Source organism: uncultured Campylobacter sp., assembly GCF_905372745.1.
GTDB lineage: Bacteria > Campylobacterota > Campylobacteria > Campylobacterales > Campylobacteraceae > Campylobacter_A.
Window position 1 is genome coordinate 59,486 of sequence record NZ_CAJPQR010000010.1, and the last position, 13,852, is coordinate 73,337.

At 42.0% G+C, this 13,852-nt stretch carries 18 protein-coding genes; 9 read left to right on the forward strand and 9 right to left on the reverse strand.

Translation table 11 applies throughout. The annotated features are described in order from the left end of the window. Positions 1-53: 53 nt before the first annotated feature. On the reverse strand, positions 54-908 hold the full coding sequence (locus QZ157_RS04500; protein WP_295142372.1) for a D-amino-acid transaminase: 855 nt from the start codon (positions 906-908) through the stop codon (positions 54-56). Between the two features lie 130 nt (positions 909-1,038). On the opposite strand from QZ157_RS04500, the gene QZ157_RS04505 reads away from it, so the two are divergent. Continuing rightward, positions 1,039-1,548, forward strand: a complete 510-nt coding sequence (locus QZ157_RS04505; RefSeq protein ID WP_295142375.1) for a hypothetical protein — start codon at positions 1,039-1,041, stop codon at positions 1,546-1,548. Here QZ157_RS04505 and QZ157_RS04510 read toward each other — a convergent pair whose 3' ends face one another. Both QZ157_RS04510 and rsmH read right to left on the reverse strand, forming a co-directional pair. Further along, a complete protein-coding gene (locus tag QZ157_RS04510; RefSeq protein ID WP_295142394.1) occupies positions 1,549-1,833 on the reverse strand; it encodes a hypothetical protein in 285 nt (94 codons plus the stop codon). After that, complete coding sequence (gene rsmH / locus QZ157_RS04515) at positions 1,823-2,755, reverse strand: 16S rRNA (cytosine(1402)-N(4))-methyltransferase RsmH (RefSeq protein ID WP_295142397.1); 933 nt, start codon at positions 2,753-2,755, stop codon at positions 1,823-1,825. The genes QZ157_RS04510 and rsmH overlap by 11 nt, the downstream gene beginning before the upstream one ends. Positions 2,756-2,809: 54 nt before the next feature. On the opposite strand from rsmH, the gene QZ157_RS04520 reads away from it, so the two are divergent. From QZ157_RS04520 to QZ157_RS04540, 5 genes are all read left to right on the forward strand, one after another. After that, positions 2,810-3,397 (forward strand): class II aldolase and adducin N-terminal domain-containing protein, encoded by a 588-nt coding sequence (locus tag QZ157_RS04520; RefSeq protein WP_295142398.1) that lies wholly within the window; start codon positions 2,810-2,812, stop codon positions 3,395-3,397. A gap of 127 nt (positions 3,398-3,524) precedes the next feature. Next, complete coding sequence (locus QZ157_RS04525; RefSeq protein ID WP_295142400.1) at positions 3,525-4,988, forward strand: peptidylprolyl isomerase; 1,464 nt, start codon at positions 3,525-3,527, stop codon at positions 4,986-4,988. Positions 4,989-5,000: 12 nt separating this feature from the next. Next, entirely contained in the window at positions 5,001-6,431 is a 1,431-nt protein-coding gene (ftsA, locus tag QZ157_RS04530) for a cell division protein FtsA (protein ID WP_295142402.1), read from the forward strand. Between the two features lie 15 nt (positions 6,432-6,446). Then, on the forward strand, positions 6,447-7,601 hold the full coding sequence (gene ftsZ, locus QZ157_RS04535; protein WP_295142404.1) for a cell division protein FtsZ: 1,155 nt from the start codon (positions 6,447-6,449) through the stop codon (positions 7,599-7,601). Positions 7,602-8,831: 1,230 nt separating this feature from the next. Continuing rightward, complete coding sequence (locus QZ157_RS04540; RefSeq protein ID WP_295142407.1) at positions 8,832-9,014, forward strand: hypothetical protein; 183 nt, start codon at positions 8,832-8,834, stop codon at positions 9,012-9,014. Between the two features lie 111 nt (positions 9,015-9,125). Here the strand turns inward: QZ157_RS04540 and QZ157_RS04545 are convergent, their stop codons facing one another. Genes QZ157_RS04545 through QZ157_RS04555 form a run of 3 tightly spaced genes read right to left on the reverse strand, consistent with a single transcriptional unit; the run spans position 9,126 to position 10,275 of the window. After that, complete coding sequence (locus QZ157_RS04545) at positions 9,126-9,554, reverse strand: TM2 domain-containing protein (RefSeq protein ID WP_295142410.1); 429 nt, start codon at positions 9,552-9,554, stop codon at positions 9,126-9,128. Next, positions 9,544-9,954: a TM2 domain-containing protein gene (locus QZ157_RS04550; RefSeq protein WP_295142412.1), complete on the reverse strand. Its 411-nt coding sequence runs from the start codon at positions 9,952-9,954 to the stop codon at positions 9,544-9,546. Before QZ157_RS04550 ends, QZ157_RS04545 begins: the two co-directional genes overlap by 11 nt. A gap of 3 nt (positions 9,955-9,957) precedes the next feature. Next, positions 9,958-10,275, reverse strand: a complete 318-nt coding sequence (locus tag QZ157_RS04555; protein WP_295142414.1) for a TM2 domain-containing protein — start codon at positions 10,273-10,275, stop codon at positions 9,958-9,960. 172 nt (positions 10,276-10,447) lie between these two features. Here QZ157_RS04555 and QZ157_RS04560 point away from each other — a divergent pair, with 172 nt between their 5' ends. The 3 genes from QZ157_RS04560 to QZ157_RS04570 are packed head-to-tail and all read left to right on the forward strand — an operon-like array spanning position 10,448 to position 12,287. Next, positions 10,448-10,786 carry a hypothetical protein gene (locus QZ157_RS04560; RefSeq protein WP_295142416.1) on the forward strand — a complete coding sequence of 113 codons (339 nt, stop codon included), beginning with the start codon at positions 10,448-10,450 and terminating at the stop codon, positions 10,784-10,786. A gap of 8 nt (positions 10,787-10,794) precedes the next feature. Then, positions 10,795-11,997 (forward strand): peptidase M50, encoded by a 1,203-nt coding sequence (locus tag QZ157_RS04565; protein ID WP_295142419.1) that lies wholly within the window; start codon positions 10,795-10,797, stop codon positions 11,995-11,997. Further along, positions 11,994-12,287 (forward strand): metal-sulfur cluster assembly factor, encoded by a 294-nt coding sequence (locus QZ157_RS04570; protein WP_295142421.1) that lies wholly within the window; start codon positions 11,994-11,996, stop codon positions 12,285-12,287. The genes QZ157_RS04565 and QZ157_RS04570 overlap by 4 nt, the downstream gene beginning before the upstream one ends. Before the next feature lie 228 nt (positions 12,288-12,515). Here QZ157_RS04570 and QZ157_RS04575 read toward each other — a convergent pair whose 3' ends face one another. The 3 genes from QZ157_RS04575 to QZ157_RS04585 all read right to left on the reverse strand — a co-directional run. Beyond that, a complete protein-coding gene (locus QZ157_RS04575; protein ID WP_295142424.1) occupies positions 12,516-12,899 on the reverse strand; it encodes a hypothetical protein in 384 nt (127 codons plus the stop codon). Between the two features lie 117 nt (positions 12,900-13,016). Next, positions 13,017-13,352, reverse strand: a complete 336-nt coding sequence (locus tag QZ157_RS04580; protein ID WP_295142427.1) for a hypothetical protein — start codon at positions 13,350-13,352, stop codon at positions 13,017-13,019. Continuing rightward, the coding region (locus QZ157_RS04585) for an NTF2 fold immunity protein (protein WP_295142430.1) at positions 13,352-13,852 on the reverse strand (501 nt) is incomplete at its 5' end. The genes QZ157_RS04580 and QZ157_RS04585, both read right to left, overlap by 1 nt.

A 13,852-nucleotide genomic window follows, 5' to 3' on the forward strand; every position in this document is an offset into this window, starting at 1 on the left:
ATTTGAGCCGACCCGCGCAAACACAAAGCCGACCCGAAACGTTAAAATGCAACTTAAAGCCCGGCCTCTTTTTTGATCTTATCTATATACATTTGACGCAGTATCGGCACGTATTTGCCGACTTTGCCGCCGCTTATCGGCTTGCCGTCAGCCTTGACGACGGGCAGTAGCGGCAGAGTCGCAGCCGAGATAAACACCTCGTCAGCATCGTAAACATCCTGCATCGTAAACGGTCGCTGTCTGATCTCAAGCCCCGCCTTTTCGGCAAAACCTAAAATCACCTTGCGGCGAATGCCCGGCAAAATCTCGTTTGAGAGCGGTTTGGTTATCAGGACGTTATCTTTTATGATAAACGCAGACGAGCTAGTAGCCTCGGTTACAAAGCCGTTTTCGACCATGAATCCCTCATAGGCGCCGGCTTTTACGGCTTGTTCTTTGGCGTAGCACTGCGCCAGAAGCGAGATGGACTTGATGTCTCGGCGCTTCCAACGGATATCCTCGACGCTAACGACCTCGATGCCGGTTGCGGCGTCAGGGTTTGCGACGATATCTTTTTCGTAGCAAAACACGAAACAAGTCGGTTTTAAGCCTTTTATAAATTTAAAATCCCTGTCTGCGACGCCGCGGGTGATCTGCATATAAACGCCGCCTTCTTTTAGGTTATTTCGCCAGACTACTTCCTCTAAAACGCCCCCAAAATCGCTCTTTGAAAGCGGCAAGCTTAGCTCGATCGCAGCCAAACTCCTCTCAAATCTCTCCCAAAAATCCTCTCTATCCACGAGCCGTCCGTTTAGCACCGGCACGACCTCGTATATGCCGTCGCCAAAGATAAATCCACGGTCAAATGCGCTAACTTTAGCCGCCGCCGCGTCTATAAATTCGCCGTTTAGATATACTATTCCGTTCATTTTTTCTCCTTAAAATTTAAGTAATTTTAGCTCAAATACTCTTAAAAAAGCGTTGCCTTAAGTCCAAATTTTAGCTTGGATTACGAAGTTTTTGATATAATTGAGGCTAAATTTAAGGATAATCAAAAAGATGAAAAATAACGCGCTAAAAAATTTGATCCTAGAAAATATATTCGTTATCTCAAAGCAACCCGTGCTGTTTCGCGATCTGCTTGAGGCTAACTGCCTTTTTAACGAAGGCATGTTGATTGATCCTGCTAAGCTAAATTTTAAATTTCGCTACGCAAAAACCTACCTAGTTTACGGGCTTTTGTGCTTTGTAGTATTTTTTATTTTACTGCTTTTGACGCACCGTCTTTTTACCAAACTTGACTTTCACCTCTCGATCGTTAGCGCGGTGGTGGGCACTTCAGCCGTTTTTATCGGCTTTGATATGTTTAAAATTTGGGCGAGAAAAGCCATAAGCAAGGAGCTTATAAAAAAAGCTTGGAGTGTGCATTTTCCGTATTTTAGCTATGAAAAATACTCCACGAAAGTCGAGATGATCTACAACGAAGCGGTAAAAAACGAAATCCCGCGCAAGGATTTGGAGCAGTACGTCCTGGAGCGCCTAGTCGCGCAGTCTGAGGCTGGAAATTAGTTATTTTAAGGTAAGCGGATCTAAAATTTGATTTTTATATTTCATCCTTTCAAGTTTTAGGCGAAGTTCTCTGTTTTCTTCTAGCAAGACGTCGCGTTTGCCGCTTAGATCGCCGATTTCGCGGCTAATGTAATAAATTTGATTCGTTATGTAAATTTTAGGCAAAAACAAAGCAAGCGCGATAAAAAGCGCCGCATACGCCGATACTAACGTCCTAAAGTCTAAATTCTGCTCCTTTTTCGGTTTGTCGCTGCTAAACTCTAAAAGCTCCTTTTTATCTTGCATTTTTACCTCTTGAAATTTTAAAAATCCTCATTTTTGCGCAGCTTGAGCGCGGATTTGCCTTAATCTCGGCAGCGCACGGCGTTACTGCTTTTTTGCTAACGATTTTACCCAGCGCGTTATCCCCTCCGCACGTGCATCTTAGAGCTTGCGGCGGACAAATGCAGCTTTGCGCCCATTGCCTAAATTTATTTTTCACGATGCGATCTTCTAGCGAGTGAAAGCTGATTATCGCCACGACGCACTCGTCGATCTGCGAATCCTCGATACTTTGGAGCAAATTTTGCAGCTCGCCAAGTTCGTTGTTTACCTCTATCCTTATCGCCTGAAAAGCTAACGTCGCCGCGCTAACGCTACGTCCGTTTATGCCCTTTAGCCCGATTATTTGCGCGAGGCGTTCGGCGCTTTTTATCTCGCCGTTTTGCCTTGCTTCTACTATTTTAGCGGCAAATTTAGCGGGGTTTGGCAGCTCGCCGTAGTCCTCAAAGATACGCTCCAGCTCGCGCGCGCTATAAGAATTTACTACGTCGTAAGCTGAAAATTTAGCCTGCGCGTCCATGCGCATATCTAAATTTTCGCTTTTTAAGCCAAATCCTCGCTCGTTTTTATCTAGCTGCAGCGACGAAACGCCGATATCAGCTAAGATACCGCGGATTTGCCCCTGCTCTACTTTGCCTAAAATTTCTGAAAATTTACTCTTAAAAATTTGTGCTCTTTGACCGAATTTTTTCAGTCTTTCAAAGCTAAATTTAATCGCTTCTTCATCTTGGTCGCAGGCAATTAAATTTACATTTTGATTTTGTTCTAAAATCGCGCCGGAATGCCCGCCGTATCCGAGCGTACAATCAACGATCGCGCCGCTTTTTATATCCTCAAAAGCTCGCAAAACTTCATCAAGTAGCACGGGAACGTGTGGGGAGTTCAAATTTAGCCTTTATTTTTTGTGTATAATAACAAAAAAAGTTTATAAAAGGTTAAAATGGACTTAAAATACTGCGCAAGCGAGATCAGCAACATCGCTCTTTCGATGTTTAGAAAAAACTTTTTCGGAGTCTTTCACGGCTCTATTTCAGCTAGGATTCAGCATGATTCTTTTTTGATAAATAAAAGGACTACGATTTTTGATAATGTTAGAGAAGAAGACTTGATAATGCTAAATTCCAAAAGGGATTACCGCTGGAACGACGCGAGTATAGATGCGGATATCCATCTAAATATATACAAAAATATAAACGAGGCCAAATACGTCTGCTACGCCATGCCGCACTATCTAACAGCATACACCCTAGGGCACGCCTTTATACGACCGAGGGATTACTTTGGCTATATGAGACGCAGCGAGATACCCATATACGATCCAAAGCAGTTTGAGGACTGGTACGAGCGCGCCGACACCGAGATATACCGCTATATGCTAGAAAATAAAACTAACGTGATGGTTATCAAAGGATACGGCGTATACGTGCATAGTAGGACGCCTTATCAGCTGGCAAAAGACGTCGCAATCCTTGAGAATACTTGTAAGCTACTAAGCATTGCGCATTCTTACGAATCGCAAAATAATTAGGCAAAGTTTAGTTTGTATTATCGCGACTTAAAAATTTTGCCTTCAAACCTCGTTTTTAAGGTGATATTTACGAAATTTAAGTAAAATATTGCATAAAATTTTTATGAAATTTACAAGGGAAATTTAAATGATAACTTGGATGCAAAAACACAGAAAATACCTTGTCGTGACGATATGGATAAGCACGATAGCTTTCGTCGGGGCGGGTTTCGTGGGCTGGGGGGCCTATGACCTCAACGCGAGCCGCTCCGGCTCCGTCGCAAAAGTAGGACACAGAAATATAAGCATCCAAGAGTTTCAAAATAAATACGGACAATTTCACGCATATTATAGCCAGCTTGCCGACGGACATCTAAGCGAAGAAGAAGCCGCTAATCTTAAGCTTGAAAATTTGGCTTTAGAATCGTTAGTAAATGATGCTTTATTCTTAAATTTTGCTGATGATTTGGGTCTTGGAGTAAACGACGAAGATATAGTAAAATATATCATCGCGGATCAAAATTTCCATACTAACGGCAAATTTGATAAAGAGCTGTATAAAAATACGCTAAAAAGAGCCAGAATACCTCAGAGCGAATACGAAGAAAGCCTAAAAAACGTAATCCTGCTAGACAAGCTAAGACACGCGCTAAATATCCCGACCAAAAAGCAAGATACCGATATGCTTTTGGCGAGTTATTTAATGCAAGATAGAATCTCCATGCAAGTCGTAGAGGCCGACGACAATGAGATAAAAATAGACGAAGATGCCGTAAAAACGCTCTGGGAAGAACATAAAAACGAGTATAAAACCATGACGGAGTTTAAGCTCGATACTAAATTTATCCCGGCCATAACCAGCGAAGCAAATGCTACGGAGTTAAGAGCGTTTTATGACGAAAATAAAAACGAGTATAAAGGTAGCGACGACAAAATAAAAGATTTTGAAGCAGTTAAAGACGAGGTTTTAAAGGACTTTAACCTAAAGCAAACTAAAAAAATCGCGCTAGAAGAGTATTTAAAAATTAAAAAGGGCGAAAGCGAAGCAGGCACGACTATCTCGACTCTGGAAGATAACGCAAGTCTACCTATAGATGAACTAAAACTCGTCAAAACCGGCGAAACGCTAAAACCGTTTGAATACGACGATGGGTATATGATAGTAAAAGTAAAAGAGGTAATAGCTCCGAGAATAATGAGTTTTGAAGAAGCTAGGGAGCAAATTTTAGAGCTTTACAAAGAACAAAAGACTAAAGAAATAGTGGAAGCTAAAGCTAAAGAACTGCTTAAAAACGGCTTTAAAGGCATTGACATAGGCTTTATCGGCAGAGACGCCGTAAAAGCTCAAGGCGGACTAACGGAAGGGGAATTTAACGTATTTGTTAGCAAGTTATTTGGCAAAAGCGCTAAAAAAGACTACGTAATGATTGATAATAAAGCCGTAGTTTACGAAATACTAGAGCAAAATTTAATAAATCGCGATAAAGAGAGCGAATATAAAGACATCATCGCCCAGCAATCAAGCTACCTAAAAAATAGCGAGCTGATGAGAGATTTGAGTACGGCGCTAGCCAAGAGATATAAAGTAGAATATTACGTTAGTAAAAAATAAAAAGGTATTGATTTGAGTACTAAAATTTTAGGTATCGACGTAGGCTCGGTTCAAATTTGCGCCGTAATAGCGCAACACGACGACACGGGTCTAAAGATAATCGGCATAGGAAATGCCAAAACGCAGGGCATAAAAAAAGGCGTGATAACCAATATCGAACTAGCTTCAAAATCAATAAAAAGCGCCTTAGTCGATGCCCAGAGGATAGCCGGCACTCGATATGAAAAGGTGGTAGTATCGATATCGGGAGCCTACACCAAAAGCGTAGAGAGCAACGGGGTGGTAAATATCCCGACGTATGAAATAGGTATAAAAGAGATACAGCGTTCAATGTCTGAATCCGAGCGAAGAGCGCAAATTCATAGCGACTACGAAAAGCTTCATATACTGCCGTATAATTTTAAAGTAGACGACCAAGAGCACATAGAAGATCCCTTGGGTATGAACGGTAGTAGGCTTGAGGTGCAAACTCATATCATAATGGCGCAAAAATCATCTCTAAGCAATCTTAGAAAAGCGTTAAATTTAGCCGGCGTCGAACCTGATAATATCGTACTTTCCAGCTACGCTTCGGCTATTGCTACCCTCAATCAGGACGAAAAGGATCTAGGCGTAGCCCTAATCGATATGGGCGGAGCTACTTGCAATATGATAGTACATTCCGGAAATTCGATAAGATACAACGAGTTTTTAGGTATAGGTTCGGCAAATATCACCAACGATCTCTCGGCTGCGCTTCACACGCCGATCCTAAAAGCCGAGGAGATAAAGCTAAACTACGGCGCGCTTCTAGATACTGCCAAAACTAACGAATTAGTAGAGATACCGCCTATCAACGATGACGGCAAAACTCAAGAGGTCTCGCTTGACGTTATCTCAAAAGTTATATACGCAAGGATAGAAGAGACGCTTATGATATTGGCCAAAATGCTAGAAGATAGCGGATACAAATCGTCCATAGCCGCAGGCGTAGTGCTAACCGGAGGTATGACTAAATTCGAGGGCATCAAAGAATTTGCAGATGTTTTTTTTAAAAATATGCCCGTACGCATAGCAAAACCTAAAGAGATGGAGGGGCTTTACGAGATACTAAGAGATCCGGCAAACTCTTGCGCGATAGGGCTTTGTATGTACGGTGCAGGATATTTTACGCCCTATGAGATAGACTCAGAAAAGAAGATGCGCTATAAAGACGAGGTAGTAGTTAAAAACAAAAACCTCAAAGATATCGCTATGCAAAACGATAGCGGTACAAAAAGCGTAGAAGAGCTAGATAAGAAAATTTTTAAAGGGACGACGCTGGATGATAGCTATATAGATGATCTAAGGATAGACGACGATAGAACGTTAAAAGACGAACTAAACGAAGATTTAAACGACAAAAAAGAAAAGAAGCCTAGCTTTTTTTCCGTACTTTGGAACAAAATAACACAACTATTTTAAAGGAGATTTGGGTAAATGGATAAGGGTAACTTCACGGTTGAAGAGAAAAAGTCTTCATACGGCGCAAAGATAAAGGTTATAGGCGTAGGCGGCGGCGGTTGTAATATGATAAATCATATCATAAGGGAAAAAGGCGATGAGATGGATATAGATCTTATCGTCGCAAATACCGATATAAAGGCGCTGGGTAGCTCATCTGCATTTACTAAGCTGCAGCTTGGAGAAAAGATTACTAAAGGGCTTGGCGCAGGCATGGAACCTGACGTAGGCAAAAAAGCTGCATTAGAAAGCGAAGAAGAGATAACTAGCATTTTAGAGTATTCGGATATCGTTTTCATAGCTGCCGGCTTAGGCGGAGGAACCGGTACCGGCGCAGCTCCCGTGATAGCTAGAATAGCCAAAGATATCGGTGCTTTAACGGTCGCCGTCGTTACGATGCCGTTTGATTTCGAGGGTAAAAAGCGCTATAACCTAGCCCAAAAAGGCCTTGACGAGCTAAAAAAAGAGTCTGATTCCATAATCGTAATACCAAATCAAAAGTTAAGAAGCATCATAGATAAAAGAGCCGGTATCAAAGAAAGCTTTAAAATAGTCGACGACGTCTTGGCGCGCGCAGTCAGCGGCATGTGTACTATCGTGCTAGAATCCGGCGATAGCGACATAAACTCCGACTTTGCCGACGTAAAAAAAGTCATGGAACATCGCGGTATGGCTTTACTAGGTATAGGCGAGTCAAACGGCGACGGCGCAGCTCAAGAAGCCGTTAAAAACGCTATCCAGTCTCCGTTATTAAGCGACGTTACCATAAATGGAGCCGTAGGCATCCTAGTACACTTCAAATTTCACCCGGACTGCCCGTTTGGCGATATAGACGATGCGATGGCTATCATTAGAGCGTGCGTAGATGACGATGCCGATATCATACTAGGCACTACGAGTAGCGAGAGTATGGAGGATAAAGTTCAAGTTACCATCATAGCAACCGGTTTTAAAGGCAAGGAGGAAAAAGCTCCTACTCCGGCACCTACTCCCAGTCAAGCATCTTTAAACTCTAGAAATCCATACCTAGAACAAAGAATAAGTCAGCTAAAAGTAAGCGGCGGCTACAACAGCGAAGAAGCATCTGCAGTATTGGACGCTCCAACCTACATTAGAAATCAGATGGATTGATAAAAGGATTGGTCTTCCAATCCTTTCTAAATTCAATCATACAGCATTGCGTAGCGCAAATCAAAAATAGTTAATCTTAAAATTTAACGCCCCTTTATAAAATTCCGCAATCTGCAAAACCCAAAAAACACATGCCAAATGCCTTAAACCAAGAGTCCTACTAAGCCCGCCTTGAAAAAAGCAAACGCTTTTTTAAAATCAAAATTTTTAAGAACATAGCTTTACCGACCCAGACGACAAATATAAGACGCATACAAAATCAAGACAAGCAAGTTAAATTTATAGGGCGGCAAATATACCCTACTTGACGAATACAAAAAGCGACTAAAGAGCCGATAAAGTATAGAAGGTCGAGCCGAATTTTAGTCTATTACGCCGCACGAACGATAAAATTTACCTTATTTTTCGTCAAGGCTTGTGCGGCTACGGCGTAATTGATTTGGATTGCAAATAGTCTATGCGCTTTATACCTGTCCACGGCTAAGCTGCAAATGGCCTCGTCTGGACGGACGCGTTACCTGCGAGAGTGAAACGTGCTAGCGGTAATCGGCCGCTACCGGGGCTTTGCAAAACGTGCATTTAAACAGTTTTGAAAACCGATGAGCGAAAATAGATGTTTTAAAAGCGAGCACGCATATATGACGAGGTGAATTTTATGGATCTTAGCGATGACTGGCTAAATTAAAATGCCTTCGCACAGATATACCTCGATATAAAATTTCATAAAAGTAGTATTCCGATAAAAGAAGAATAAAAATACGCCGATATTTTAGATAACATAGAAGACGGATATGACGCCTATGACGAAGCGGATTTTATGGATCTTAGCGATGACTGGCTAAATTAAAATGCCTTCGCACAGATACGCCGCAGATACGCCTCGGTATGAAAATATAAAATTCATAAAAGCGATATCTTAGACAAATAATCAAAGCCAAAGAGTTACAAGGAGATTTTTAGACCGTCGCGGCCTAGGCGTAACCGAGTCGGTCTACGGCACATACCAGTATATCAAATTTAAGCGACGTGTAAATTTATAAATTTAAAACCGTAGAGGCATAAACTACTGCTAGCGGTAGCAAATTTAAACTACATACGTCAGTTTTTCAAAGATGACGCTAAGATTTAAAATTCGTAGCAAGTTTAAATCCTAAATTTTACGTTCTCGTCCTTAAATTTGGACTGCGATTTGCTTGCATCTTGGAGATTAAATTTTATTGAAAGCGATTTATGAAGCGAATTTTGATTTTTTTGGCGTTTTTGACGGGATTATTTGCAGCGGACATCTATGTAAACGGACAAAAGGTCGGCAGCGACCAAAACTCGACCTATAGGGGCGAGAGTAAAAACGAAATCCTAAAACAAGAGGGCAAAAAACTGCTTTGCGATAAAGGCTACAAGCAGTACTGCTAAGGCGGTAAGAGATTGTACCGTCGCTACCGCTCGGCGATAAATTCGGCGCCTTTTTGGGTCTACTTTTGATTTTATTTTAGTAGCAACTTGGTTTATTTTTAGATGAGATTTTTATTTATAAATTTCTAAAATTTCAACGAGAGTTTGTAAATTTTTCTCTTTGCAAGCCTTAAAAGATAAAAATGCATCAACGACTGCTAAGATGAAATAAAACATTAAAACAAGCACGGCAATACCTAGAGCGACGATATACTCGCTATCGCTCATCGCTTTGCCCTCATAAACCGCCTCTATGATGCCGACTGCCGCAAATATAAAAAATAGCGCAAGCGCCTTTAAAGCGCCGATACCGATAGAGCCGATATAAAATCTATCGGCTCCAATCACTCCTAAAAATAGCCCCAAAGCAAGCGTGACGAACGGATTTTTAAAGTCGGTTAAATTTAATGCCTCTTGTTGTCTCTCATTTAGCGAGTTAAATTTATCCGCTACCAAATACAAACTATATTTTGGAAATTTACTAAGCTGCTTAACGGGCATTCTTCTCTAGTATATGCGCTACTTTTTCGTAGTTTTTAGCCGCTATTTTTTTAGATAGCAGCACACCGTCTATGATCGCGGCTAACAAAATAAGCGTAAATAAATTGTCTATGCCGGAGTCTGGACGAGGAACGGCTGCGGCAAATACCAAAAACGTAAGCACTATAAAAACAATGCCGATTACCGGACTGTTTACGTAAAATCTGTGCCCTCCAAAACACCCGAACAACAGAGCAAAAACCCAAACTAAAGTCGGCTTTTTCATATACGACGCATCGGCTACCAGCTGCGAGCTTTGGGCATCGTCTAGCTCCTCAAGCCTTTTACTTATCACGAGCTCGGTATATAAATTTGACGGTAGCCTCGATTTTAATTCATTTATTAGCAGTATATTTTTCATTTTTTACATGATGGCTGAATTTAATAGTTCTAGATTATCTTTTTTGATACCGTTATAGACGAAATATAAATCCGCTAACGCCCAAAAACCAAGGCCTCCTAGCGTTATAAGCTTTAAAGCGCCTAGCAAAATATCGCCTTTATAAAATCTATCCACGCCAAAAGCCCCAAAGCAAAGTCCAAGCGCCAGGCCGACTACCGGGCTTTTTAAATTTAGTATCGATACGGCTCTTGCCTTGTCGTCGCTTAAGCCGTCTAGCTTATCCTTCATATAAAAAGCATCGTTTGGAAGCTTATCTTTTAAAGCAAGATATAAACTCATTTTTATCCTTTACGTTAAATTTGTAGGCGTATTTTATCCCCCTCACTTAAAATAAATTGAAATTTTATTTATTTTACGTTGCAGTATATTAATCCAAACTACTTAAGCAAGGTCAAGACGCCCGCGCGAAAAATAAGAGTATAATTATCCAAATTTAAAACAAGGATAAAAAATGAGCGATTTTTTCAAAGGCGCCGAGCAGTTTAACGCCGAAGGCGCGACGGTTCCGTTTTATAGATATAGCCAAGGCGGCGTGGATTTCGTCGGTTTTGACAGCCGTCCCTGCGTACCGCCAGAGCCTATGGTAAATGCGCTGATAGCAATCAAATTTGCAAACCGAAACACCAAAATCGTGATGGTAAATCATAAATTCCCAGCCGGACTGATCCCTAAAATTGCGGAGCAGTTTGACATCGAGCGCGAGGATTTAGAGGGTGGGGCGGTCAAGATGACTTTTAGCCTAAAACAAGGCGCAGACGTCAAAAACGTAGACACAAGCCTTTGCCACTGAGATAGGCTATGCTTTTGAACACCTTTGCGCCGCCTTTTAAGCTAGTGGGCGGTTATTTTATCGCGGGCATTTGCTTTTTGATCGCGAGTATTCCCGCCTTTTTCGCGGCTGATTTTGAGACGATAGCTGGGCTTGAGACGGCGGGATTTTTACATATATTTTTCGTCGGATTTGTGATGAGCATCATCATCGGCGCGCTTTATCAGCTCACTTCGGTGATTTTAGAAAAGCCGTTTTCGACGATCAAGGGCGCGGTGGCAAATTTAGCCCTTTACTGCATGGGCGTAGCGTCGATGAGCTACGGGATGATCAGCGGCAAAACGGGCTTCATACACGGCGGCGGCATGGCGCTTTTTCTCGCGCTGCTTTTTTTTGGCACGACCTATATCGTTAGCTTTATGGACAATGAAAAAAAGAGCTTCGCGGCCTTTATGCTTTTTGTTTCGGCGATATTTTTACTCGCCGGCATCTCGCTTGGATTTTGCCTTTTGATGATACTTTCGGGCACTTTGCCGATGGATTTTATGTTCGCGCTTAAATTTCACGTATATTTCGTGCTCGGCTTTGTTTTTTTCATCATCGTCGGCGTGGCGACCGTGCTGCTACCGATGTTTGCCCTGGCGCACGATCTAAAATTTACGCTTAGCAAATTTGCCTTCGGATTTTATATTTTTGCCGGCGTTTTGCTCTTTTTTAGCGAAATTTATGCGTACTTTGCATTTGGAGCGGCGATCGTTTGCTTCGTCGCCGAGGCGCTACATATCCTAAAAAAGCGCGTTCGCAAGGCGTATGACTACTGGAACGTTAATATCGCTCTTTCGCTCGCGGCCTTTGTACTTTTTTGCGTATTGATTGCGGCGGATAGATACGATATGGCGGTGTTTATGCTGATTTACGGATTTTTGTTCGCCTTCATCGCAGCTCATCTTTACAAGATTGCGCCGTTTCTCATCTGGTACCACTACGTAGCGCCCTTTGTGGGTAAAACAAAGGTGCCGCTGCTAGATCAGATGATACTTAAAAAGCCAGCATATATCGGTATCGGTTTTAATGCTCTTGGTCTCATGCTTTATGAGCTTGGCGTCTGGCTGGAGATAAAATCGCTCGCGCACTGCGGTGTGGCTTGCCTGCTAGTTAGCATCGTTTTGGTCGCGATAAATATGATAAATGTTTTTAAATTTACGAAATTTGGAGTAAAGGAAGAAAAATGAAAGAAAAAATATACGATGCGCTCTCAAACATCGTCGATCCCGAGGTGGGCTTTGATATCGTGTCATTAGGGCTGATTTACGACGCGGTTTGCGACGAGAACGGCAAGGCGAAGGTCACAATGACGCTATCTACGCGCTCATGCCCGCTGCATGAGATGATACTGGGCTGGGTAGAGACGGCGGTGCTGAATGTCGACGGCGTAAAAGAGTGCGAGATAGACCTCGTGTGGGAGCCTGCGTGGAGTATCGAGATGGCAAGCGACGAGGTAAAGGCGCAGCTAGGAGTGTAGTTTTAGCTTGCTTGCCCCGTCTTAGCCTGCGGGTACTGGTTTTTCGCCCTGCCCGTTCGTTTAAATTTGTTTTATTTAGACTAATGTCGGGGCGTAAAATTTGAGCTAGCGCAAAGACGGCAGCATTTTAAATGAGAGCTTAAATTTACCTAACTTATTTAGCGTTCTTTGCTTGCTTTTATTTTTCCCGAACCTAGTCTTTAAATTTAATCATCTCGTATTCTTCATTTAAGCCATATTTTTCTTTAGTTTATTCGTACCAAGCATCGTGTTCTTCCCAAAAAACATTAGTATCGCAGGGCGTTGTGTCCTATGCCCTTTGGCTATCTCCATTGCGTTATGATAGGTGAGCTCGTGCGTAATGCAAAATAGATTATCAAGATCTTTAGGTGGGGTTGTAAACAGGCTATTTTGAGCTAATTTCTCAGTAGCCTCTTCCCGGCTAACTCCCGCATAGCACGCCATATAGTGCTTAAGCCATTCGCAATGAGAATAGCGGTTGTAAATCCAACAACATTGGTCTTTTGCGTCTTCATATACTATTGCGTCGCACAAGCCGTTTTCATGAGGCTTGGTTCCTATTTGTGCTAATCTTTTTTGCAAGGCGTTCATTTAGTTGCTTTTTCTAAAGGCAATTCCGTAAAATTTATTATACCGAAATGGCTCTATTTTCCAGCCGCTGATGCTAAGATACTTAGGATATATCTTTCGTTGTATTTATATTTTGAATTATCTTTTCTTAATCAAAATATCTCCTTCACAAAGCCAAAGGGGTTCATTTTCTATCTTTAGCTCCTCCCACCATCGTTTTTCTTCCGTTTCGGCATCATCTACTATGCGAAAACTAGCAAAATCTGTACGAGGCGGAGGCAATACAATAATCCTCTCTATAGCTGCGGGTTCCAAATGATAAGTATCTGAAAGTTTTTTAAGAAACAATAGCTGTTCTAGCTCCTTTTTATAACTTACAAGCGCTTGTTTCTCCTCTTGCAAAAGAGAAACTTCTTTAAGCTGATGAATTATTTTCTGAAGTTCGTCTTCTATAAGTTGTTTTGCTGTTTTCATTATTGTAGTCCGTATTTGCTCCAGCCCCCATCGTGCCTTTGGCATTCGTCAATTCGCCACTCGCCCTCTTTTCTGGTGATAAGAAAGCGAAACTGATCATCACGATTATTTTGGGTATAGAGGTATATTTTATTTCTAGTTACCAATTCACTATCAATGATTTGATGCGCTCTATAAGTACCTCCTTCATTTAGTGAAAAATGAATCCCTTCAGGACGATAGCCCGCCCTGCGCTTGTCGGTACAATACTTTTGGAAGAGAGCTTTGCATTTTTCCTCTACCAAAAGCTCACCTTCTTCTGTATCATCGCTTTTAGCCGCAAAAGCCTCCCACTGGGTCATTGCCGCAAAGAAATCCAAAAGTAGTTGCTTTACTACGGGCAAATCATCGGTAGGGGTTGCCGCTGGTTTCTTCTTTCCTGTCGTACGTTGCGCCTGCTCAAAGGCTTTTATCTGCTCGGCAGTGAAAGGTTTATCAAGGTAGAAACTCACCTTGTTGTA